Source organism: Streptomyces sp. PA03-3a (assembly GCF_033792735.1).
GTDB lineage: Bacteria > Actinomycetota > Actinomycetes > Streptomycetales > Streptomycetaceae > Actinacidiphila.
The window spans coordinates 95,075-114,401 of the sequence record NZ_JARAVM010000022.1 but is presented as its reverse complement, the minus strand read 5'-3'; the positions used below and the strand labels follow the sequence as shown (position 1 = coordinate 114,401).

At 73.5% G+C, this 19,327-nt stretch carries 16 protein-coding genes; 4 read left to right on the top strand and 12 right to left on the bottom strand.

Features of this window, described 5'->3' with window-relative positions:
* Positions 1–1,179 carry a leucine-rich repeat domain-containing protein gene (locus PV342_RS25490; protein WP_500318757.1) on the top strand — a complete coding sequence of 393 codons (1,179 nt, stop codon included), beginning with the start codon at positions 1–3 and terminating at the stop codon, positions 1,177–1,179.
* Here the strand turns inward: PV342_RS25490 and PV342_RS25485 are convergent, their stop codons facing one another.
* The 10 genes from PV342_RS25485 to PV342_RS25440 are packed head-to-tail and all read right to left on the bottom strand — an operon-like array spanning position 1,180 to position 13,887.
* The gene (locus PV342_RS25485) at positions 1,180–3,072 is read right to left on the bottom strand and encodes an ATP-binding protein (protein ID WP_500318756.1); all 1,893 of its coding nucleotides are present in this window, start codon (positions 3,070–3,072) and stop codon (positions 1,180–1,182) included. It abuts the gene before it with no gap.
* Complete coding sequence (locus PV342_RS25480) at positions 3,069–4,469, bottom strand: vWA domain-containing protein (protein ID WP_500318755.1); 1,401 nt, start codon at positions 4,467–4,469, stop codon at positions 3,069–3,071. Before PV342_RS25480 ends, PV342_RS25485 begins: the two co-directional genes overlap by 4 nt.
* On the bottom strand, positions 4,358–5,413 hold the full coding sequence (locus tag PV342_RS25475) for a hypothetical protein (protein ID WP_500318754.1): 1,056 nt from the start codon (positions 5,411–5,413) through the stop codon (positions 4,358–4,360). Before PV342_RS25475 ends, PV342_RS25480 begins: the two co-directional genes overlap by 112 nt.
* Positions 5,414–5,450: 37 nt before the next feature.
* Positions 5,451–6,071 (bottom strand): TetR/AcrR family transcriptional regulator, encoded by a 621-nt coding sequence (locus PV342_RS25470; protein ID WP_400807551.1) that lies wholly within the window; start codon positions 6,069–6,071, stop codon positions 5,451–5,453.
* Complete coding sequence (locus PV342_RS25465; RefSeq protein WP_500318753.1) at positions 6,059–6,808, bottom strand: enoyl-CoA hydratase family protein; 750 nt, start codon at positions 6,806–6,808, stop codon at positions 6,059–6,061. Before PV342_RS25465 ends, PV342_RS25470 begins: the two co-directional genes overlap by 13 nt.
* Positions 6,808–8,388: a 4-coumarate--CoA ligase family protein gene (locus tag PV342_RS25460; protein ID WP_500318752.1), complete on the bottom strand. Its 1,581-nt coding sequence runs from the start codon at positions 8,386–8,388 to the stop codon at positions 6,808–6,810. The genes PV342_RS25465 and PV342_RS25460 overlap by 1 nt, the downstream gene beginning before the upstream one ends.
* Before the next feature lie 37 nt (positions 8,389–8,425).
* Positions 8,426–9,628: an acyl-CoA dehydrogenase family protein gene (locus tag PV342_RS25455; RefSeq protein WP_433425748.1), complete on the bottom strand. Its 1,203-nt coding sequence runs from the start codon at positions 9,626–9,628 to the stop codon at positions 8,426–8,428.
* Entirely contained in the window at positions 9,625–11,517 is a 1,893-nt protein-coding gene (locus PV342_RS25450; RefSeq protein WP_500318751.1) for an acetyl/propionyl/methylcrotonyl-CoA carboxylase subunit alpha, read from the bottom strand. Before PV342_RS25450 ends, PV342_RS25455 begins: the two co-directional genes overlap by 4 nt.
* 13 nt (positions 11,518–11,530) lie before the next feature.
* Positions 11,531–13,069 (bottom strand): acyl-CoA carboxylase subunit beta, encoded by a 1,539-nt coding sequence (locus tag PV342_RS25445; RefSeq protein WP_037731468.1) that lies wholly within the window; start codon positions 13,067–13,069, stop codon positions 11,531–11,533.
* 20 nt (positions 13,070–13,089) lie between these two features.
* Positions 13,090–13,887, bottom strand: coding sequence for a TIGR03084 family metal-binding protein (locus PV342_RS25440; RefSeq protein WP_500318750.1), 798 nt, complete (start codon positions 13,885–13,887; stop codon positions 13,090–13,092).
* Between the two features lie 200 nt (positions 13,888–14,087).
* Here PV342_RS25440 and PV342_RS25435 point away from each other — a divergent pair, with 200 nt between their 5' ends.
* Both PV342_RS25435 and PV342_RS25430 read left to right on the top strand, forming a co-directional pair.
* Positions 14,088–15,047: an AEC family transporter gene (locus PV342_RS25435; protein WP_500318749.1), complete on the top strand. Its 960-nt coding sequence runs from the start codon at positions 14,088–14,090 to the stop codon at positions 15,045–15,047.
* 96 nt (positions 15,048–15,143) lie between these two features.
* Positions 15,144–15,653, top strand: a complete 510-nt coding sequence (locus PV342_RS25430) for a GNAT family N-acetyltransferase (protein WP_500318748.1) — start codon at positions 15,144–15,146, stop codon at positions 15,651–15,653.
* A 10-nt stretch (positions 15,654–15,663) separates the two neighbouring features.
* Here PV342_RS25430 and PV342_RS25425 read toward each other — a convergent pair whose 3' ends face one another.
* Together PV342_RS25425 and ddaH are read right to left on the bottom strand one after the other, a co-directional pair.
* Positions 15,664–16,629, bottom strand: a complete 966-nt coding sequence (locus PV342_RS25425) for an acyl-ACP desaturase (RefSeq protein ID WP_400807527.1) — start codon at positions 16,627–16,629, stop codon at positions 15,664–15,666.
* Between the two features lie 89 nt (positions 16,630–16,718).
* The gene (ddaH, locus tag PV342_RS25420; RefSeq protein ID WP_500318747.1) at positions 16,719–17,495 is read right to left on the bottom strand and encodes a dimethylargininase; all 777 of its coding nucleotides are present in this window, start codon (positions 17,493–17,495) and stop codon (positions 16,719–16,721) included.
* A 100-nt stretch (positions 17,496–17,595) separates the two neighbouring features.
* Between ddaH and PV342_RS25415 the strand changes: the two genes are divergently transcribed.
* Positions 17,596–19,236 carry an ABC-F family ATP-binding cassette domain-containing protein gene (locus tag PV342_RS25415; protein WP_500318746.1) on the top strand — a complete coding sequence of 547 codons (1,641 nt, stop codon included), beginning with the start codon at positions 17,596–17,598 and terminating at the stop codon, positions 19,234–19,236.
* Positions 19,237–19,327: the final 91 nt, after the last annotated feature.

Here is a 19,327-nt window from a genome sequence, read left to right as displayed (position 1 = left end):
ATGACGGACGACCTGCCGCCCCACGCGGGTGTCCCCGCGGTCGTGCCGCGTGCGCACGCCGACCTCGAACCGCTGCTGGGCTGGCTGCGCGGCGGGGAGGGCGCGGCCGAACGCCGGGACTTTCCGGCCGGGACCGCGCTGCCCGACGGGCGCCTCGACCTATGCAAACAGGCACTGGGCCCGGAGGGGGCGGCAGCCGTCGCCGAGGCCCTGCGCCAGGCACCCGTCGCCGGTGCCATACGCCACCTGCTGCTCGGCACCGACGGGCTCGGCGACGCGGGCGCCGCCGCCGTCGCCGAACGCACCCAGGGCACCGGTGTCGAGACGCTCTACCTGGGCTGCAACGGCATCACGGCGGGCGGCGCCTGCCGCATCGCCGACAACCTGCGGGCCTCGCCCCAGGCCGTCACCGGAGTCTGGCTGAAGCGCAACCCGCTCGGCGGCGGAGCGGGAGAGGCCGGCGCCGGACTCGTGGAGGCGGCGCGGTCGTTGCGCACCCTGGACCTGGTGCAGAGCGGGCTCGACCCGGCGGGCCTCGCCGTGCTGGCCGACGCGCTCGTCGTCGCGGCCCGCTCGGGCCGGCCCGTGGAGCGGCTGTTCGTCGGCGGCAACGCCCTCGGCACGGCGGGTGCGGCCTGCCTGACGACGCTCCTCACCGCGGGAGCGGTCGCCGAACTGTACGTGTCGGCCGCCCGACTCGGCGACGCGGGTGCCGTCCTGCTGGCCGAGGCCCTCGCCCGGGCGCCGTACGGCCGGCTCACCCGGCTCTCCGTGGCCAGCAACGGCATCGGGCCGGCGGCCTGCGCCCGCCTGGTCGCGGCCGCGGCGGCCGCCGGAGTGGAACTCCTCGACCTCGGGCGGGTCAAGGCCGCCCGGGTCCTGGACGCCGCGGACAACTGGGTCGACACCGAGGCGGCCGCCGAGATGGCCGCGGCGCTGGGCTCTTCGCCGCACCGGCTGACCCACCTCGTGCTGGCCCACACCGGAATGCGCAGCCGGGAGGCGCACCGCCTGCTCGACGCCGCACCGGCGGCGGCGACCGCGACCCGCTACGTCCTCGGCAAGGGCGTCGCGACCAGCGTCCGCCGGCGGCTCGACGCGCTCAGCGCGCACGTGCCGCCGCCGGCCGTGCCGGCGGACGTGGCCGCCGTGCGCAGCGTCCACCGCACCCCGCGCTGATCAGCGGGGCATACGGGCGAAGGTCTCGATCCAGAAGCGCTGTGCCTGCTCCGAGGCGCCCACGAGATAGGTGGAGCGCAACTTGGGCGGCAGCAGCGCCACCAGCCGGGCGACCGCCTTGCGGTGCCGCTTGAGCTGGGACAGCTCCGCGTTGGCGAGCACTTGGTGTACGACGTCGCTCTCGTCGTTGCCCTCCCCGGACTCCTCCTGGGCACGTCGCAGGCGTGCCTCCCACGCGTCCACGTCCCGGGCCAGCTCGCGCAGCCCGGTCACCGAGCGGTTCGCGAGCCGGTCGACGAGCGCGGTCAGCGGCACCGGGGCGTACTCGCCGTCGCCGAGGTAGACCGTGGCCATCTGCAGCGGCAGACCGCGCTGGTGGAGCTTGATCAGCCGCTCGATGGTGCGTTTGGTGATCCAGGCGCGGCCGTCCTCGTCGATGTCGTGCTTCCACCACTCCAGTACGGTCTCGGCGAGAGCGCCGTACCGCGCGATCAGCCACTCGTTGGCCGGGATGTCGCCCGGCTCGACCGTGAGCGAGGCCGTGAAGCGGGTCGCCTGGGCGATGTTGTTGCGTGACACCATCAGCCGGCGGCCCAGATGGTACGGCGGGTTCTGCACCGCTATCTGGGCGCGCAGGTTCTCGATCCGGCGTCCCGCCAGCGACCACTCCTGAGTGATCTCCATCAGCTTGGCGAACGCGGCCTTGTCCTTGGGCCGGTTGTACTCGTCCCAGACGATCGCCTTCGGCTCGCTCCCGGTGAACTTCTGCGCCAGCAGGGTGTCCAGAGAGCCGTCCCGGTCCGGGACGGGCGCGCACAGGTCCTCGACGTTGGTGACCGGCAGGGAGAAGTACAGCGGGTCACGGCCCAGGTCCTCGCGCAGCGTCTCGCGCACCACCTCGGTCTTGCCGCAGCCGGGAGGCCCCTGGAGCAGCACCGTCCACCGGTTGCGCAGCGCCGCCCGCACCACCGAGCGCACCGGGTCCGGCACCGTCGCCGGGTTGGGCACACCGAGCTCCCCGGCGATCCGGTCCAGGATCTCCGGTGTCCGGTCCTGCCCGGGGCTGCCGTCCGGCCGGGGCTCCGCCAGCCGCAGCCGCTCGCCGTTGACCAGCGGCAGCCCCCAGCGCAGCGGAAACCCCTCCCGCGCGTTGGCGAGGACGTGGTCGAGGGTGCGCGGGGAGAGCAGCTCGCGCACCGCCGGGCCGAGCGAGGCCCACAGGGCGAACACCCCGTTAAGGTCCCAGTCCCGGTACTTCTCGGCGAGCTTCCGCCGCCACGCCGTGTCGTTGGCGGTCACCCGCACCGTGACCATGCGGTCGAGGACGGCCAGGTCGCCGCGCCGGGCGGCCGTCTCCGACAGCGACTCGTTGTCGCTGAGGAACACCCCGATGCAGCCCAGCTCCCGCAGGTCGTACTCGCCGAGCGTCCAGTTGCAGGCGACCTGCATCAGCTGCGACTGGATGGTCTCGCCGGCCTGCAGCGAGTCGTCGATGAGCAGCACGAACGGCCGTCCCGGCCGCAGCCCGCTCATCACCAGCTGACGCAGCACCAGTTCGTCCGTGTGCGGATCGCGGACCGGCGCGTTTACCAGGAGGTCGTCCGGGGTGAGGTTGGCGGCGGGTACGTAGACCAGTTCGGCGTGCGGGTGGGCCTCGGCGACGTGCGAGAAGAACGTCGACGTCTTGCCGATGCCGTGCTCGCCGAAGACCTGCCCGGTCTGGCCCATGTCGATCATCGCGTCGATGAACGTCTCCAGCCGGGAGGCCTCCGGGCGGCCCTCGGGCGGTCGCGGATAGGTGGCGTTGGCCCGCCATGGCCGGGGGCCGGCCGTGGCGCGCGCCGCGGTCGTTGCCAGGGTCGTCGCCGCGGTCGTCGTCGCGATGGTGGTCATCTTGCTCCTGTCGTGACGCGGTGGCAGGCCATGGGTGGGGTGTGGGCGTCGGGCCAGTCGTCACCGCCCTCGGTGATCAGCCATATCCACGTGTCGGGTTCCTGCGGCGTGATGTGCGGGGCGTAGCCGTCGGTGAGCACGATCACCGCGTCGGGGCGCTCCTCGAAGCGCCGCCCCTTGACCTCCGTACGCCCCTCCACGTAGTCGGCCACGGCCTGGAAGCTCGTTCCCCCGCCGCCGTACACCCGCTCGCCGGGGACGAAGGGCATCACGACGCCGTCGAAGGAGAGCCAGTGGGCCTCCACGCCGTCGATCCGCCCGACGAGCTCGGTCAGCCAGGTGATGACGGAACCCGGCATGGAGCCCGAGGTGTCGTAGGCGATGACCAGCACCTTGTCGCGGACCGGGCCGCGCCGCGACAGCATCGGGTCGTGGCCGAGGGCCGCCAGCAGCGCACCCCGCTTCTTCGGGTAGACCAGCCGTTCGCCCTCCCGCAGCTTCGAGGCGACCACGTCGACCAGCCACCGCTGCCACCAGTCCACCCGCCGGGTCCTGACGGTCTCGCCGCGCAGCGCCCCGGCGCCCAGTTGTCCCCACAGCCGGGCCGTGCGCTCCGAGGCGCCCTCGGTGCGGCCCATCAGGTCCAGCAGCTCCCGCTCGGCACCGGTGTGCCCGCGGCGGGCGGCCAGCAGCGAGTTCAGCAGGGAGGAGGAGACCAGGGCGTCGACCGTCCCCTGGTCGCCCGGCACCCCGCCGCCCTCGAGGTGCACGCACAACGACGTCGCGGGCACCGGCGGGTGCTTCATCCGCTTGAGCTCGGTGTAGACGCCCATGTCGGTCTCGACGAACTCCTCATAGGGCAGTGGCGTCAGCCCCTGCTCCGCCAGATCCCGCCCGTAGGCGGCGTGGATCTCGCGCGGATCGACCCCCGTCGGCCGTCCGTCCCGCAGGGGCAGCCCGTCCCGTCGCAGCCGGACCAGCGCCACATGGTTGATCGCCACCTCCGCCGCGGTGGCGAAGACCGGGTCCTCCCGGAGCGTGGGCTCCGCCAGCAGATGCCGGTGCACCACGTGCCGGGCCTCGTGGAAGAGGACGAACTTGACCCCGTCGAGCCCCAGGTCGACGAAGAACCCGGGGTTGTACAGCAGGAGCACCGAGCCGTCCCCCGATGCCACCACCGCCGCGGTGTCCACGGCCGTGGTCGCGATCTGGTGCGGGCACTTCGCGTACAGCCAGGACGCGACCGCCGACTCGGTCAGCCCGAAGTCGAGCAGCGCGGCCTCCTTCAGCCGCTCCGCCTCCGCCACGACGTCCGGATCCGCCGGACGCCACCGCTCCAGCGCCCGCCGGTCGGCGAGGTCGACCACGGGTCGTCGTGTCCGCTCGTCGAATCCCATGACAGCCCCCCATGTTCGTGCCCCGAACCCTCCTGGTTCCCTGGTGACTCAGTGTTACCAGAGGCCACTGACAACGGGGCTTCGGCCATCTCCCCGGCGCTCCCCGCGATCGCCCCCGCCGTCGCGACGAGTTCCGGCAGCGTGCCCGTGAACGTCGGCAGGAGCTGCGTCAGCACCGCCCACGCCTCGGTGTTCCCGCCCAGTTCCGCGCGCACCAGCGGCCGCAGCGCGTCGGCCGCCTCCGCCAGCCGCAGCGGGAACGCCCAGCGGCCCATCGCCAGTACGCGCAGCACGTCGCGCGCCGGACGCGAGCCGGTCGCGAACTCCGCCGGACCGTCCACCACGCCAGCGTCACGGAGCCGGTTGGTGAACTTGCGGTGCGTGCCGAACTGGGTGCGCAGCGCCGGCGGGCAGTCGGGGCGAATCGCCAGCGCCCAGCGGGCGTAGCCGGGCAGCGGCCGCTCGCGGTCGGCCTCGGCCACCACCGCCCAGTCCTCCCGGCCCACCAACAGCGCCGCGGCGCGGCCCTGGGACATGCCGGTGACGGCACGCAGCACGGCGGTCAGCGCCTCCGGACCGGACGGCAGCGCCAGCTCCGGCGCCGGATAGTGCGAGAGCTCCGCGGGAACCCTCAGGCGGCGGGAGCGATCCGGTCCGTACGGGACGCCGTTGACGATGTCGTAGCGCATACGGTCGTCGGCACGCCAGTGGTGGTACACCAGCGTGTTGACCCGGGGATCGTCCTCCTGCAGCATCCACCAGAGCACCGACACCGGCAGGCCGTGCCACCACGGGCCCCACGGTACGTGCTCCGGCGGCTTTGCGGCCGCCACCGGATCCACCGCCGGGACCCCCGTGCGGCTCCGCGCACGCGCGGCGGACTCCGGGTCGACGAGACCCAGCAGGAAGCCCAGTTCGCCCGCGGACACCGCCTCGTTCAGCATGCCGGGATCTTCTCACCCGCCACCGACAGGCGGCGACTCAGATTCCGCGGCGCAGCACCCCGTCCAGGACCGCCGACCACTCGCGGACGATGCCCGCGCGGCGGGCGCTGTCGTCGCTCAGCAGGTTTGCCAGACCCAGACCCCGCGCCATGTCGAGGGTGGCCTGCACGGTCTCCCTGACCCCGGTCACCGCCTCGTCCGCGTCGAGCATCTCCACGGCGAGCCGGTGCGCCTCCCGCCCGATGCGCGACTCCAGCGCGGTGACCCGGGGACGCAGTTGCTCCTCGTTCGCCGCCGCCACCCACAGGTGCAGCGCCGCGCGGAAGATCGGCCCCGTGTAGAGCTCGACGACCATGCCGACCACGGCGTGCGTGCGCGGCACCCCCTCGCGGGGGAGGGCGTGCGCGTGCTCCCGCAGGGCGGCCAGCCACTGCTCGGCGACGAACTCGATCGCCCCGGTGAACAGGTCCTCGCGGGTGGGGAAGTGGTGCTGGGCCGCCCCCCGCGACACCCCCGCCCGCTCCGCGACCACCGCCACCGTGCTGCCCGCCCAGCCGCGCTCGGCCAGGCAGGCGACGGCCGCCTCCAGCAGCCGCTGCCGGGTGGCGCGGCTGCGGTCCTGCTTGGGCGTACGGGCGGTGGCGGTCACAGCGCCCATGGCGCGGACCGCCGTTCGAGGAAGGCCCGCATCCCCTGTTCCGCCTCGGGCGAGCCGAACAGCCGGGCCGACCGCTCGACCAGCGCCGTCGCGTCCCGGTCGAAGACGCGCAGCACGGCGGCCGTCGTCAGCGCCTTCGATTCGGCGAGCCCCTGCGGAGATCCCGCCCGCAGCCCCGCGAGGATGCCGTCCAGCGCCTCCTCCGGGGCCGCCACCAGGCCGGTGCGGACGGCCTCCGCGGTGTCGAAGACCTCCCCCGTCAGGTAGTGGCGGGCGGCGGCCCGGGCGTCCATGCGCGGCAGCACCGTCAGCGAGATCACGGCGGGGGCGAGGCCGAGCCGCGCCTCGGTGAAGGCGAAGCTCGCCCCCGGCCCCGCCACCGGGACGTCACAGGCCGCCAGCAGCCCGAGGCCGCCCGCGCGCACATGGCCCCTCACATGCGCCACGACCGGCTTGGGCAGTTCCACGATCGCCCGCAGCAGCGCCACGAGCCGCCGCGGCCCCTCCGGCGACGTCGCCTCCTTCAGGTCCGCGCCCGCGCAGAAGGTGCCGCCGGTGTGCGTGAGCAGCACCGCCCGCGTGGCCGGGTCCTTGCCGGCGTGGGCCAGCGCGTCGGACAGCTCGTCGACCATGCGTGCGGAGAGCGCGTTGCGGTTGTGCGGGGAGTCCAGCGTGAGCGTGGTGATCCCCCCGTCGTACGCGCTCCGCACACAAGGCGCCGCGGCGTCGTCGGTCATCAGCCGGTTCCCCTTTCCCGGGCGCGCAGTTCACGCCTGAGGATCTTGCCGCTGGCGGCCCTCGGTATCGCGTCGGTGAACTCCACCCGGCGCACCTTCTTGTACGGGGCGACCTGCGCGGCCACGTGCGCCATGACGTCGTCCGCCGTGAGGGAGACCCCCTGCTGCGGCACCACGTACGCCTTGGGGATCTCGTTGCCGTCCCCGTCCAGCACGCCGATGACCGCGGCGTCGGCCACCCGCGGGTCGGTGAGCAGCACGGCCTCCAGTTCGGCGGGCGGCACCTGGTAGCCCTTGTACTTGATCAGCTCCTTGACCCGGTCGACGACGTGGAGCCACCCGTCGGCGTCCACCCGGCCGACGTCGCCGGTGTGCAGCCAGCCCTCCGCGTCGATCATGGCGGCGGTCTCGTCGGGCCGTCCCAGATAGCCCTTCATGACCTGCGGACCGCGGATGAGGATCTCCCCGGCGCCCTCGACGGCCGCGTCCTCGTCGAGCGGGACGATGCGCATCTCGGTGCCGGGGAGCAGCTTGCCGACCGCGCCGGGCGGCGCGTCGCGCGCGTCCACCGGCACCACGTGCGTGCCGGGGGAGAGTTCCGTCATCCCGTACGCCTGAAGGATCGGCGGCAGCCCCAGCCGCTTCGAGCAGGCCTGGGCCAGCTCGGCGTCGAGCGGCGCCGCCGAGCACAGCACGTACTCCAGCGAGCTGAGGTCGTGCGCGGCGACCGCCGGGTGCTTGGCGAGCGCCAGCACGATCGGAGGGGCCACGAACAGTCCCTGCACCCGGTGGGTCGCCACTGCCTTCAGGAACTGGTCCAGGTCGAAGCGCGGCAGCACCACGACCGTGGCGCCCTTGCGCAGCGGGGCGTTCATGAGCGCGGTGAGCCCGTAGATGTGGAAGAACGGGAGCACGGCCAGGATGCGGTGCCCGGGTCCCATCGACAGCGTCGGATCGAGCTGGGCCAGGTTGGTGGCGATGTTGCGGTGGGTCAGCATCACACCCTTGGGCACACCCGTGGTGCCCGAGGAGTACGGCAGCGCGGCCACGTCCTCACCCGGGTCGAAGGCGATCTCCGGCTCGGGGGCGGTGGAGCCCAGCAGGTCCAGCACCGAACGGTGGCCCTCGGCACTGTCGCAGACCAGGATCTCCCGTACGCCGCCCGCCTGTTCGGCCGCCTTGCGGGCGGTCTCCAGCAGGGGCGATACGGTGACGATCCACGAGGCGCCGCTGTCGCGCAGCTGCCGCGCGAACTCCTCGGCGGTGGCGAGCGGATGCACCGTGGTGACGGCCGCGCCGGCGCGGGTGGCGCCGTAGAAGACGGGCGGGTAGGTGATGGTGTTGGGGCTGTGCAGGGCGAGGACGTCGCCCTTGCGCAGTCCGGACTCCGCCAGCGCCGCCGCGATACGGCGGGTGAAGGAGTCGAGCTGCGCGTAGGTGAGCGTCGTGCCCTCCACCCCGTCGACGAGCGCGGGCCGGTCGCCGAACTCGGCGGCGTGCCCCAGTACGGCCTCGTGGATCGGCAGGTCGATGGCGGGAACCGCGGGATACTCGCTGTGGAACACGGCCGGCTGTGCCATGGCCGTTCCCCCCTCCTCGTCAGGATGTGCTCAGTGCTCAGTAGGACTTGGGCAGACCCAGCGTGTGGTGCGAGACGTAGTTGAGAATCATCTCCCGGCTGACCGGCGCGATGCGACCCACGCGCGAGGCCGTCAGGAGGGAGGCCAGCCCGTACTCGGCCGTCAGGCCGTTGCCGCCGAGGGTGTGCACGGCCTGGTCGACGGCTTTCGCGCCCGCCTCGGCCGCCGCGTACTTCGCCATGTTGGCGGCCTCGCCGGCGGCCGTGTCGTCCCCGGCGTCGTACAGGAACGCGGCCTTCTGCATCATCAGCCGGGCCAGTTCCAGCTCGATGTGGGCCTGCGCCAGCGGGTGGGCGATGGCCTGGTGCGAGCCGATGGGGGCCTTCCACACCTGCCGGGTGCGCGCGTAGGCCACGGCGGCGTCGAGCGCGAAGCGGCCCATGCCGATCGAGAAGGCGGCCGTCATGACGCGCTCGGGGTTGAGGCCCGCGAACAACTGCAGCAGCCCCGCGTCCTCGTCGCCGACGAGGGCGTCGGCGGGCAGCCGTACGTCGTCCATGAAGATGTGGAACTGCTTCTCCGGCGCGGACAGTTCCATGTCGATCGGCCGGAACTCGAAGCCGGGCGTCTCGCGCTCCACCACGAACAGGCACGGCTTCAGCCTGCCCGTGCGCGCGTCCTCGGTGCGGCCCACGATGAGCGTCGCGTCGGCGATGTCGACGCCGGAGACGAAGACCTTGCGGCCCGTGAGCAGCCAGTCCGACCCGTCCCGGCGGGCCGTGGTGGTCAGCCGGTGCGAGTTGGAACCGGCGTCCGGCTCGGTGATGCCGAACGCCATGCGGAGCGAGCCGTCCGAGAGCCCGGGCAGCCACCGGCGCTTCTGCTCCTCGGTCCCGAAGCGCGCGATGACCGTGCCGCAGATCGCCGGGGAGACGATGAGCAGCAGCAACGGGCAGCCCGCGGCGCCCAGTTCCTCCAGCACGATGGAGAGTTCGGCGAGGCCGCCGCCCCCGCCGCCGTGCTCCTCCGGCAGGTTGACGCCGAGGTAGCCGAGAGCGCCGGCCTCCTGCCACAGCTTGTCGGTGTGCCGCCCCTCGCGCACGGCGTCGAGGAAGTAGGAACGCCCGTAGCGGCGCCCCAGGTCGGAGACGGCCTTGCGCAGCGCGCGCCGCTCCTCGCTCTCCAGCAGGACGTTGTCGAAGGTGCCGGTCGGTCCGTTCACAGCGGGTGTACCGCTCATGGGGAAACCTCTTCCTGAACGACGGCGAGTACGGCGCCGACGTCGACCTGGCGGCCGGCCTCGGCGTGCAGCGCGGTGAGCACACCGTCCGCCGGGGCGGCGACGAGGTGCTCCATCTTCATGGCCTCAAGCCACAGCAGCGGCTGCCCCGCCGCCACCTTGTCGCCGACGGCGACGTCCGCCACGCGCACCACCGTCCCCGGCATCGGGGCCAGCAGCGAGCCCGGCGCGAGCTGCGCGACCGGGTCGGGGAAGCGCGGCAGCGCGGTGAAGCGGTGGGAGCCGAGCGGACCGTCGACGCACACCTGGTCCGCGTAGACCGCGATCTCGAAGGCGCGGCGCACCCCGGCGACCTCCAGCACGACCCGCTCCGGCGCCCGCTCCAGCAGACGGACGTCCGGATGCCCCTCGGCGGTCAGGCCGTCGCGGCCGAGCCGGTAGCGCACCTCGTACTCCGCGCCGCCCGGCTCGGCGCGGTAGGTCTTGGACTGCGGCGCCGACGGCACGTTGCGCCAGCCGCCCAGCGGATGGCGCCCCGAGGCGTCGGCGAGCGCGGCGGCCAGGGCCGCCAGCCGCGCCGCGCCCTCGTCCTCGGCGGGCGCCGGGCCGAGGCGGGCCAGAAAGGCCGTGGACAGCCGCCCCGCGGCGAAGTCCGGGTCGCGCAGCACTCTTACGAGCAGGTCGCGGTTGGTCACCAGGCCGTGCACCCGGGCCCGCTCCAGGGCGCCCGCGAGCAGCCGGAGCGCCTGGGCGCGGGTGGGGGCGTGGGCGACGACCTTGGCGAGCATCGCGTCGTAGTGCACGCCGATCCGGTCGCCGTCGCCGAAGCCCGCGTCCACCCGCAGCCCCGGCGCCCGCGGCAGCCGGAAGCGGTGCAGGACGCCGGTCTGCGGCTGCCAGTCGCGGGCCGGGTCCTCCGCGTACAGCCGGGCCTCGACCGCGTGCCCGGAGGGGAGCGGGGGAGCGGCGGGGAGCCTTTCGCCCTCGGCGACCTCCAGTTGCAGCGCGACGAGGTCCACGCCGAAGACGCACTCGGTGACCGGGTGCTCCACCTGGAGGCGGGTGTTCATCTCCAGGAAGTACGGCCGGCCGTCCGGCGAGACCAGGAACTCCACCGTCCCCGCGCCGACGTAGCCGATGGCGCGCGCCGCCGCCTCGGCCGCCGTGCGCAGCGTCCGGCGCAGCTCGTCGGTGACGCCGGGCGCCGGGGTCTCCTCGATCACCTTCTGGTGGCGCCGCTGCACCGAGCAGTCGCGCTCACCCAGCGTCCACACGGTGCCGTGGGTGTCCGCCAGGACCTGCACCTCGATGTGCCGGCCGTCCTCGACGTACGGCTCCAGGAAGACCTCGCCGTCGCCGAAGGCGGACAGCGCCTCCGCGCGGGCGGCGGCCATCTCCTGCTCCAGGGCGGCGGCCTCCCGGACGACGCGCATGCCGCGCCCGCCGCCGCCGGCCGCCGCCTTGACCAGTACGGGCAGATCGTCCGGCCCGGCCTCCAGCACCGGTACGCCGGCCTCGGCCATCAGCCGCTTGGCCCTGGTCTTGGAGCCCATCGCCTCGATGGCCTCGGGCGCGGGCCCGATCCAGGTCAGACCCGCCGCGATGACGGACCGGGCGAAGTCGGCGTTCTCCGACAGGAATCCGTAGCCGGGGTGCACGGCGTCCGCTCCGGTCGCGAGGGCCGCCTTCACGATCAGGTCGCCGCGCAGATAGGTGTCGGCGGGCGCGTCCCCCGGCAGCCGCACCGCGGCGTCCGCCTCCCGTACGTGCGGGGCGGCGGCGTCCGCGTCCGAGTGGACGGCGACCGTGGCGATGCCCAGGTCGCGGCAGGTGCGGAAGACACGGCGGGCGATCTCGCCGCGGTTGGCCACCAGCACTGATGCGATCACGGTCAGGTGCTCCTCACATCCGGAAGACGCCGAAGCCGCCGCGGGCGCCCTCGACCGGTGCGCTGTGGACCGCCGACAGGCACACGCCGAGCACCGTGCGGGTGTCGCGCGGGTCGATCACCCCGTCGTCGTACAGCCGCCCCGACAGGAACATCGGCAGGGACTCGGACTCGATCTGCTGCTCCACCATCGCCCGCAGCCCGGCGGCGGCCTCCTCGTCGAACGGCAGGCCCCGGGCGGCCGCCGACTGCCGCGCCACGATCGTCAGCACGCCCGCGAGCTGCGCCGGGCCCATGACGGCCGACTTGGCGCCGGGCCAGGCGAACAGGAAGCGCGGGTCGTACGCCCGGCCGCACATGCCGTAGTGCCCCGCGCCGTAACTCGCGCCCATGAGGACCGAGATGTGCGGCACCCGCGAGTTGGACACCGCGTTGATCATCATGGCGCCGTGCTTGATGATGCCGCCCTGCTCGTACTCGCGGCCCACCATGTAGCCGGTGGTGTTGTGCAGGAACAGCAGCGGGATGTCCCGCTGGTTGGCGAGCTGGATGAACTGCGCGGCCTTCTGCGACTCGGCGCTGAACAGAACTCCCTGCGCGTTGGCCAGGATCCCGACGGGATAGCCGTGCACCCGTGCCCAGCCGGTCGCCAGGCTCGGCCCGTACAGCGGCTTGAACTCGTCGAACTCGGAGCCGTCCACGACCCGCGCGATGACGTCCCGCGGGTCGAAGGGGGTCTTCAGGTCCGCGGGGACGATGTCCAGCAGCTCGTCCTCGTCGTACCGCGGCGGGTCGTAGCCGGCGGCCGGGGCGGGGCCCTGCTTGCGCCAGTTGAGCCGGGCCACCACGCGGCGGGCGGTGCGCAGCGCGTCGGGCTCGTCCAGCGCGAAGTAGTCCGCGAGCCCGGAGACGCGGGCGTGCATGTCGGCCCCGCCCAGCGACTCGTCGTCGCTCTCCTCGCCGGTGGCCATCTTCACCAGCGGCGGGCCGCCGAGGAACACCTTGGAGCGCTCCTTGACCATGATCACGTGGTCGGACATCCCGGGGACGTACGCGCCGCCGGCCGTCGAGTTCCCGAACACGACGGCGACGGTGGGGATGCCGGCCGCCGACAGCCGGGTCAGGTCGCGGAAGAGCGCACCGCCCGGGATGAAGATCTCCTTCTGGCTGGGCAGGTCCGCGCCGCCCGACTCCACGAGGTTGACCAGCGGGAGGCGGTTGGTCAGCGCGATCTCGTTGGCCCGCAGGGCCTTCTTCAGCGTCCACGGGTTGCTCGCCCCGCCGCGCACCGTCGGGTCGTTGGCGGTGATCACGCACTCGGTGCCCTCGATCACGCCGATGCCGGTCACCAGCGACGCGCCGACCGGGTAGTCGCTGCCCCAGGCCGCGAGCGGCGACAGCTCCAGGAACGGGCTGTCCTGGTCCAGCAGCAGCTCCACCCGCTCCCGCGCGGTCAGTTTCCCCCGCGCACGGTGCCGGTCCACGTACTTGGGGCCGCCGCCCGCGAGCGCCTTGCCGTGCTCGGCCTCCAGCTCGGCCAGGCGTTCCAGCATGGTCGTACGGTTCTCGGTGTTCACGCCGTTCCTCCCTCACCCGGCTCGCGGCCCGCGCCCGGCGGCCCCGCGAACGCCTGGGCGATGTCCAGCCAGCGGTCGGCGTCCGCGCCCTCGGCGCGCACGGCCAGGTCGCGGCGGTGCCGGCGGCGGGTCGCCAGCAGGCACAGGTCGAGCGCCGGGCCCGTGACCCGCTGCGCGGCGTCCTGCGGGCCGAACGCCCACAGGGTGCCGTCGGGGGCGGTCAGCTCGACCCGGAACTCCTCGGCGGGCGGGGTCCGGCCGTTGACGAAGTACGCGTAGTCGCGGGCCCGTACGGCGATCCGTGCCACGTGCCGCAGCCGCGCGGTCGGCGCACGCCGTACGCCGAGCGCGTCCGCGACGTCCTCGCCGTGCGCCCAGGTCTCCATGAGCCGGGCCGAGGCCATGGACGCGGCGCTCATCGGCGGCCCGAACCAGGGGAAGCGCGTCCCGGACGGCTGCGCCCGCAGGGCGGCCTGCAGTTCCGCCCGCCCCGAGCGCCAGCGCGCGAGGAGTTCGGCGGGCGGGAGAGCCGCGCCCTCCTCGGCGCCGTCGTCGACGAAGGTGTCGATCGCGGCGGCCGCCTTCTCCACCACGGAGCCGAAGCGCTCCGGGTCCGTGACCGCCAGCACGGACTGCCGGTCGGTCCAGGCCAGATGGGCGATCTGGTGGGCGATCGTCCAGCCCGGGGCGGGCGTCGGCGCCGCCCAGGCGTCTTCGGGGAGCGGGGCGACCAGGGCGTCCAGGCCCTCGCTCTCGTCCCGCAGATCGTCCAATACGGGTGTGGGGTCGGACAAGGGTCCCCCTGAATGACGCAGCGTCAGCGAAGCCGTGCGCGTCACAGGCTGGCACCGCGGCCGGAAACAATCAAGCGTGCTTGCATGATTTTCCGCCGGGGCCCCGGTGCGGCGGCCCGGAAGCCGCCTGATTGACTGCACGGGGCCGCCCGGCGATCCCGGGTCCCCGCCCGACGGCACACCGGACAACCCGAGGCCCCATGCACGCCCTGTCACCGCTGCTTTCCGGATTCGTCCCCATATGGGCCATCAGTGCGGCGGGTTACGCGGTCGGGCGAACCGGACTGCTGGGACCGCATGCGGAGTCCGTGCTGGGGCGGTTCGTCTTCAACGTCGCCATGCTGGCCGCCCTGTTCACCACGATCGCCGGAACGCCCCTGGACGCCTTCGTGAACACGTCCATGATCGCCTTCGCGGCCGGCACGGCTCTGGCGTGCCTGCTCGGGTTCGCCGTCAGCCGGTGGGTCTTTGGGCGGCGTCTGCCGGACCAGGCCATCGGCGGCATGGCGGCCGGGTACGTCAACTCCGCCAACCTCGGCATCCCGGTCGCGGTGCAGATCCTCGGCGACGCGTCGTTCGTCGCCCCGGTGCTGCTCTTCCAGGTGCTGCTGGTCACCCCGGTCATCCTCACCGTCCTCGACGCGGGCACCGGTGGCGGAGCCGGGCGGAGGCGGGAAGGCGGTGCCGCCCGCCTGCTCCTGGTGCCGCTGCGGACCCCGGTCATCCTGGGCGCGGTTCTCGGCTGCGCCGTCTCCGCGGGCGGCTGGCGGCTCCCCGCCGCGCTCGGTCACTCGGTCGGGCTGCTCGGCGGCGCGGGCGTGCCGACCGCGTTGCTCACCCTGGGAATGTCGCTGCACGGCCGCCCGCCCGCCAACGGCGCGGCCTTCCGGGCGGAGGTCGGTGCCACCGTCCTCATCAAGACCCTCGTCCAGCCCCTGGCCGCGCTCGCGGTCGGCGGCCTCGTCCTGCACCTGCCGGCGCATCAGCTCTTCGCGGTGGTCGTCCTCTCCGCGCTGCCGAGCGCCCAGAACGTCTTCATCTACGCCCGCCAGTACGACCTGAGCACGGCCCTCGCCCGCGACGCGGTCATGCTCTCCACACTGCTGTCGATGGTGAGCCTCTCCGCCGCGGCCTGGGCGCTGGGCCCCGCGCCGGCCTAGGCTCCGTCGTCGGCGCGTGCTCGTCCGTCCCGCCGCCCGCGTCGCCGGGACGGAAATCCGGTGACGCCACGGCCCGTGCGCTGCCACGCTCGTGGCGTGGAAGGTGTCGTGATCCGTGCCGCTCGCCCGGAGGAGCTGCCGCTGCTGGACGCGCTGGTCCTGCGGTCGAAGTCGCACTGGGTGGGCGGCCGCGTGGCGGACGTCCCCGATGTGACGCCGAAGCTGACGGCGGCGGACATCGTCTCCCGGCACGTCACCGTCGCGGAGCGGGACGGCGTGCCCGTCGGCTTCTACACCCTCAACGAGCATCCCGACTATCTGGGAATCGGGCTGCTGTTCGTCGACCGCCCGTTCATCGGCACCGGCGTGGGGCGCCTGCTGTGGGGGCACTTGGCGGGGCGGGCGGTCGCGCTGGACGCGCGTCTGCTCGGGGTGGGCGCCGATCCGCGCGCCGAGGGCTTCTACCTGCGGATGGGCATGGTCAGGCGGCATGAGTTCGAGCACGACGGCGAACGCCTGGTCTGGATGGTGGGCGAGGTCGCCACGGTGGCGGGCCGGCCCGCCCGCGACGGTGGGGCGCCTCCGGGGAGGCACCCCACCGCGTAGGACGGGTCCGTCAGACGCGCGCGGCCCGCCGGGCCAGCAGGGCGTCCCTGCGCTCCTCGAACTTGCGGGCCTGGCTGTCCAGCTCGCCCATGAAGAAGCCCAGTTCCTCCTGCGCCTTCAGGCCCTCGGGGCCGAGCCCCTGGGTCTCCAGCACCTTGAGGTGGCGCAGCACGGGCTGGAGCACGTCGTCGTGGTGGATGCGGAGGTTGTAGATGCCGCCGATGGCGATCCGCGCCGCGGAGCGCTCGAAGCCGGGCATCCCGTGCCCCGGCATCCGGAAGCCGACGACCACGTCGCGGATCGCCTGCATCGTCTGGTCCGGCGCCAGTTGCAGCGCCGCCGCGAGCAGGTTGCGGTAGAAGACCATGTGCAGGTTCTCGTCGGTCGCGATGCGCGCCAGCATGCGCTCGCACAGCGGGTCGCCCGACTCCCGACCGGTGTTGCGGTGCGAGATGCGGGTGGCCAGCTCCTGGAAGGCCACGTAGGCCACCGAGTGCAGCATGCTGTGCGCGTTGTCGGACTCGAAGCCCTCCGACATGTGGTGCATGCGCAGCCGCTCCAGCTCCACCGGGTCGACGGCCCGCGTGGTGAGCAGGTAGTCGCGCATCACGATGGCGTGCCGGCCCTCCTCCGCGGTCCAGCGGTGCACCCACGTGCCCCAGGCGCCGTCCCGGCCGAAGAGGGTGGCGATCTCGTGGTGGTAGCTGGGGAGGTTGTCCTCGGTGAGCAGATTGACCACCAGCGAGATCCGGCCGATCTCGGTCACCTTGGACTGCTCCGGTGCCCAGGCCTCGCCGCCCATCACGCCGTCGAAGTCACGGCCCTGACTCCACGGGACGTACTCGTGGGGCATCCACTCCTTGGCCGCCTTTATGTGGCGGTTGATCTCGGTCTCGACGACCTCTTCCAGGGCGTACAGCAGCCTGGTGTCACTCCATGCTTCCGAACCGGCACTCTGGGACGGGGCAATGGTCACGCTGGGCTCCTGGCGGTTCGCGGAGAGTGCTTACGGAATCGTAAGTTACGAAACCGTAGGTTAGGTGGCGCTGAAAAGGCAACCCGCCGTCAGGCGTACAGGTTCCGCAGGCGAACGGACAGGCAGGTCACACACCCCTCAAGCTTCTCGAACTCTGTGATGTCCACCGAAACGGGCTCATATCCCATGCCGGCCAGGAGTTCCGCGGTGCGCGGCGCGCTCGCCGCCATCAGCAGCCGGCCACCGCCGAGCAGCACCACATGCGCACCCGACTCCTCCGGCACCGGCAGGAAGCGGGGGAAGACCGACGGGTCGTCAACCAGCGGCGGACAACCGATGACCGTACCGTCGGGCAGCGCCGTCACCGCCGACTTCAGGTGCAGCACCTTGCTGACGGGTACGGCGACCACCCGCGCGCCCAGTGGCTCGAACGCGGACCGCAACTGGCGGACGCCCTCGGCGTCGGTCCGCCCGCCGCGGCCCACGTACACGGTGTCCCCGACCTTCAGCACGTCGCCGCCGTCCAGCGTGCCCGGTTCGCGGACCCGTTCGACCGGGAGACCCAGCGCCGTGACCGCCTCCTCCGCCCCGCCTGTCTCCGGGCGCCGGGACACGGCACCGGACCGGGCGAGCAGCGCGACGCCGCGGAAGACGACCACCGCGTCCTCGACGAAGACCGCGTCCGGGCAGTCGTCCGCCGCCGCGACCTCCACCGTCTCCCATCCGTGGGCGTGCAGCGCGGCCACGTACCCCTCCCACTGGCGCGCGGCGAGCCCGGTGTCGACGGGGGTGCGCCCGACATGGGTCACCAGCCCCTCCGCGAGGCGCGGGCCCGGACGGCGGACGAGGGCCTTCCTGTCAGGCATGGGGCGTTCCCTCCCTTGGCCGGCGGCCGCGTGCGGCCGTTCCGGGGGCCGTGCCCGGGCCGTGGGGCGCGGGCCTGCGGGGCGATACGATCGCAGCCTGATGAGTGCCACTCTTGTCGTCAAGGATCTTGCCGCCGGCCACGGGGACCGCGTGCTGTTCTCCGGCCTCGACCTCGTCGTCGCCCCCGGCGACGTCATCGGTCTGGTCGGGGCCAACGGTGCCGGGAAGTCGACGCTGCTGCGCATGCTCGCGGGCCTGAGCGCGCCCGAGCAGGGGCAGCTGCGGCTCAGCCCGCCCACCGCGACCGTCGGCCACCTCCCGCAGGAGCCCGAACGCCGCCCGGGGGAGACCGTACGGGCCTTCCTCGCCCGGCGCACCGGTGTGGCCGCCGCCCAGGCCGCGCTCGACACCGCCACCCAGGCGCTGGTCGACGGGGCGCTTGGCGCGGACGACGCCTACAACGACGGCCTGGAGCGCTGGCTCGCCCTCGGCGGCGCGGATCTCGACGAGCGGGCCGAGGAGGTCGGCGAGGCGCTCGGCCTCGGCGTCGGTCTCGACATGCCGATGACGGCCCTCTCCGGTGGCCAGGCCGCCCGCGCGGGCCTGGCGTCCCTGCTGCTGAGCCGGTACGACGTCTTCCTCCTGGACGAGCCCACCAACGACCTCGACCTGGACGGCCTGGAGCGCCTGGAGACCTTCGTCAAGGGCCTCAAGGCGGGCACCGTCCTGGTCAGCCACGACCGCGAGTTCCTGGCCCGCACCGTCAACCGCGTCGTCGAACTCGACCTCGCCCAGCAGGAGGTCAACACCTACGGCGGCGGCTACTCCTCCTACCTGGAGGAGCGCGAGACCGCCCGCCGGCACGCCCGCGAGGCGTACGACGAGTACGCCGACACCAAGAGCGCCCTCGAGTCCCGCGCCCGCATGCAGCGCAACTGGATGGAGCACGGCGTCCGCAACGCCCGCCGCAAGGCGACCGACAACGACAAGATCGGCCGCAAGCTGCGCACCGAGTCCACCGAGAAGCAGGCCGCCAAGGCCCGGCAGACCCAGCGCATGATCGAACGCCTCGACGTCGTCGAGGAGCCCCGCAAGGAGTGGGAGCTGCGCATGGAGATCGCCGCCGCGCCCCGCGCGGGCGCGGTCGTCGCCACGCTGCGCGGCGCGGAGGTCCGCCGCGGCCCGGAGTTCACCCTCGGACCGGTCGACCTGCAGATCGACTGGGCCGACCGGGTGGCCATCACCGGCGCCAACGGCTCCGGCAAGTCGACCCTCCTGGCCGCGCTGCTGGGCCGGGTGCCCCTCGACGCGGGTGCGTCGCACCTCGGGCCCGGAGTCGTCGTCGGCGAGGTCGACCAGGCCCGCAAGCTGTTCCTCGGCGGCGAGTCGCTGCTGGACGCCTTCGGAGCCGAGGTCCCCGACACCGCGCCCGCCGACGTCCGCACCCTGCTGGCCAAGTTCGGCCTCAAGGCCGCCCATGTGCTGCGCCCCGCCGCGAGCCTCTCCCCGGGCGAGCGCACCCGGGCGGCCCTCGCCCTCCTGCAGGGCCGCGGGGTCAACCTCCTCGTCCTGGACGAGCCCACCAACCACCTCGACCTGCCCGCCATCGAGCAGCTCGAGTCCGCCCTCGCCTCCTACGACGGCACCCTGCTGCTGGTCACCCACGACCGCCGCATGCTGGAGTCCGTCCACACCACCCGCCGCATCCGCCTCGAATCCGGCCGCGTCACCGAGCACTGACACCCCGCCGCGGCCGCGCCCGGAACCTCCTCCCATGGGAAGATCGGCACCGTGACCGGGGTTGAATGGACGACCTGTGGTCCGTCCGCGC

Excerpts from the sequence above, each read along its gene's own strand:
- PV342_RS25445 (WP_037731468.1), bottom strand. The coding sequence starts at position 13,069 with ATGCTGGAACGCCTGGCCGAGCTGGAGGCCGAGCACGGCAAGGCGCTC.
- PV342_RS25470 (WP_400807551.1), bottom strand. The coding sequence starts at position 6,071 with ATGGGCGCTGTGACCGCCACCGCCCGTACGCCCAAGCAGGACCGCAGC.
- PV342_RS25490 (WP_500318757.1), top strand. The coding sequence starts at position 1 with ATGACGGACGACCTGCCGCCCCACGCGGGTGTCCCCGCGGTCGTGCCG.
- PV342_RS25465 (WP_500318753.1), bottom strand. The coding sequence starts at position 6,808 with ATGACCGACGACGCCGCGGCGCCTTGTGTGCGGAGCGCGTACGACGGG.
- PV342_RS25480 (WP_500318755.1), bottom strand. The coding sequence starts at position 4,469 with ATGGGATTCGACGAGCGGACACGACGACCCGTGGTCGACCTCGCCGAC.
- PV342_RS25455 (WP_433425748.1), bottom strand. The coding sequence starts at position 9,628 with ATGAGCGGTACACCCGCTGTGAACGGACCGACCGGCACCTTCGACAAC.
- PV342_RS25460 (WP_500318752.1), bottom strand. The coding sequence starts at position 8,388 with ATGGCACAGCCGGCCGTGTTCCACAGCGAGTATCCCGCGGTTCCCGCC.
- PV342_RS25415 (WP_500318746.1), top strand. The coding sequence starts at position 17,596 with ATGAGTGCCACTCTTGTCGTCAAGGATCTTGCCGCCGGCCACGGGGAC.
- PV342_RS25475 (WP_500318754.1), bottom strand. The coding sequence starts at position 5,413 with ATGCTGAACGAGGCGGTGTCCGCGGGCGAACTGGGCTTCCTGCTGGGT.
- ddaH (WP_500318747.1), bottom strand. The coding sequence starts at position 17,495 with ATGCCTGACAGGAAGGCCCTCGTCCGCCGTCCGGGCCCGCGCCTCGCG.
- PV342_RS25485 (WP_500318756.1), bottom strand. The coding sequence starts at position 3,072 with ATGACCACCATCGCGACGACGACCGCGGCGACGACCCTGGCAACGACC.
- PV342_RS25435 (WP_500318749.1), top strand. The coding sequence starts at position 14,088 with ATGCACGCCCTGTCACCGCTGCTTTCCGGATTCGTCCCCATATGGGCC.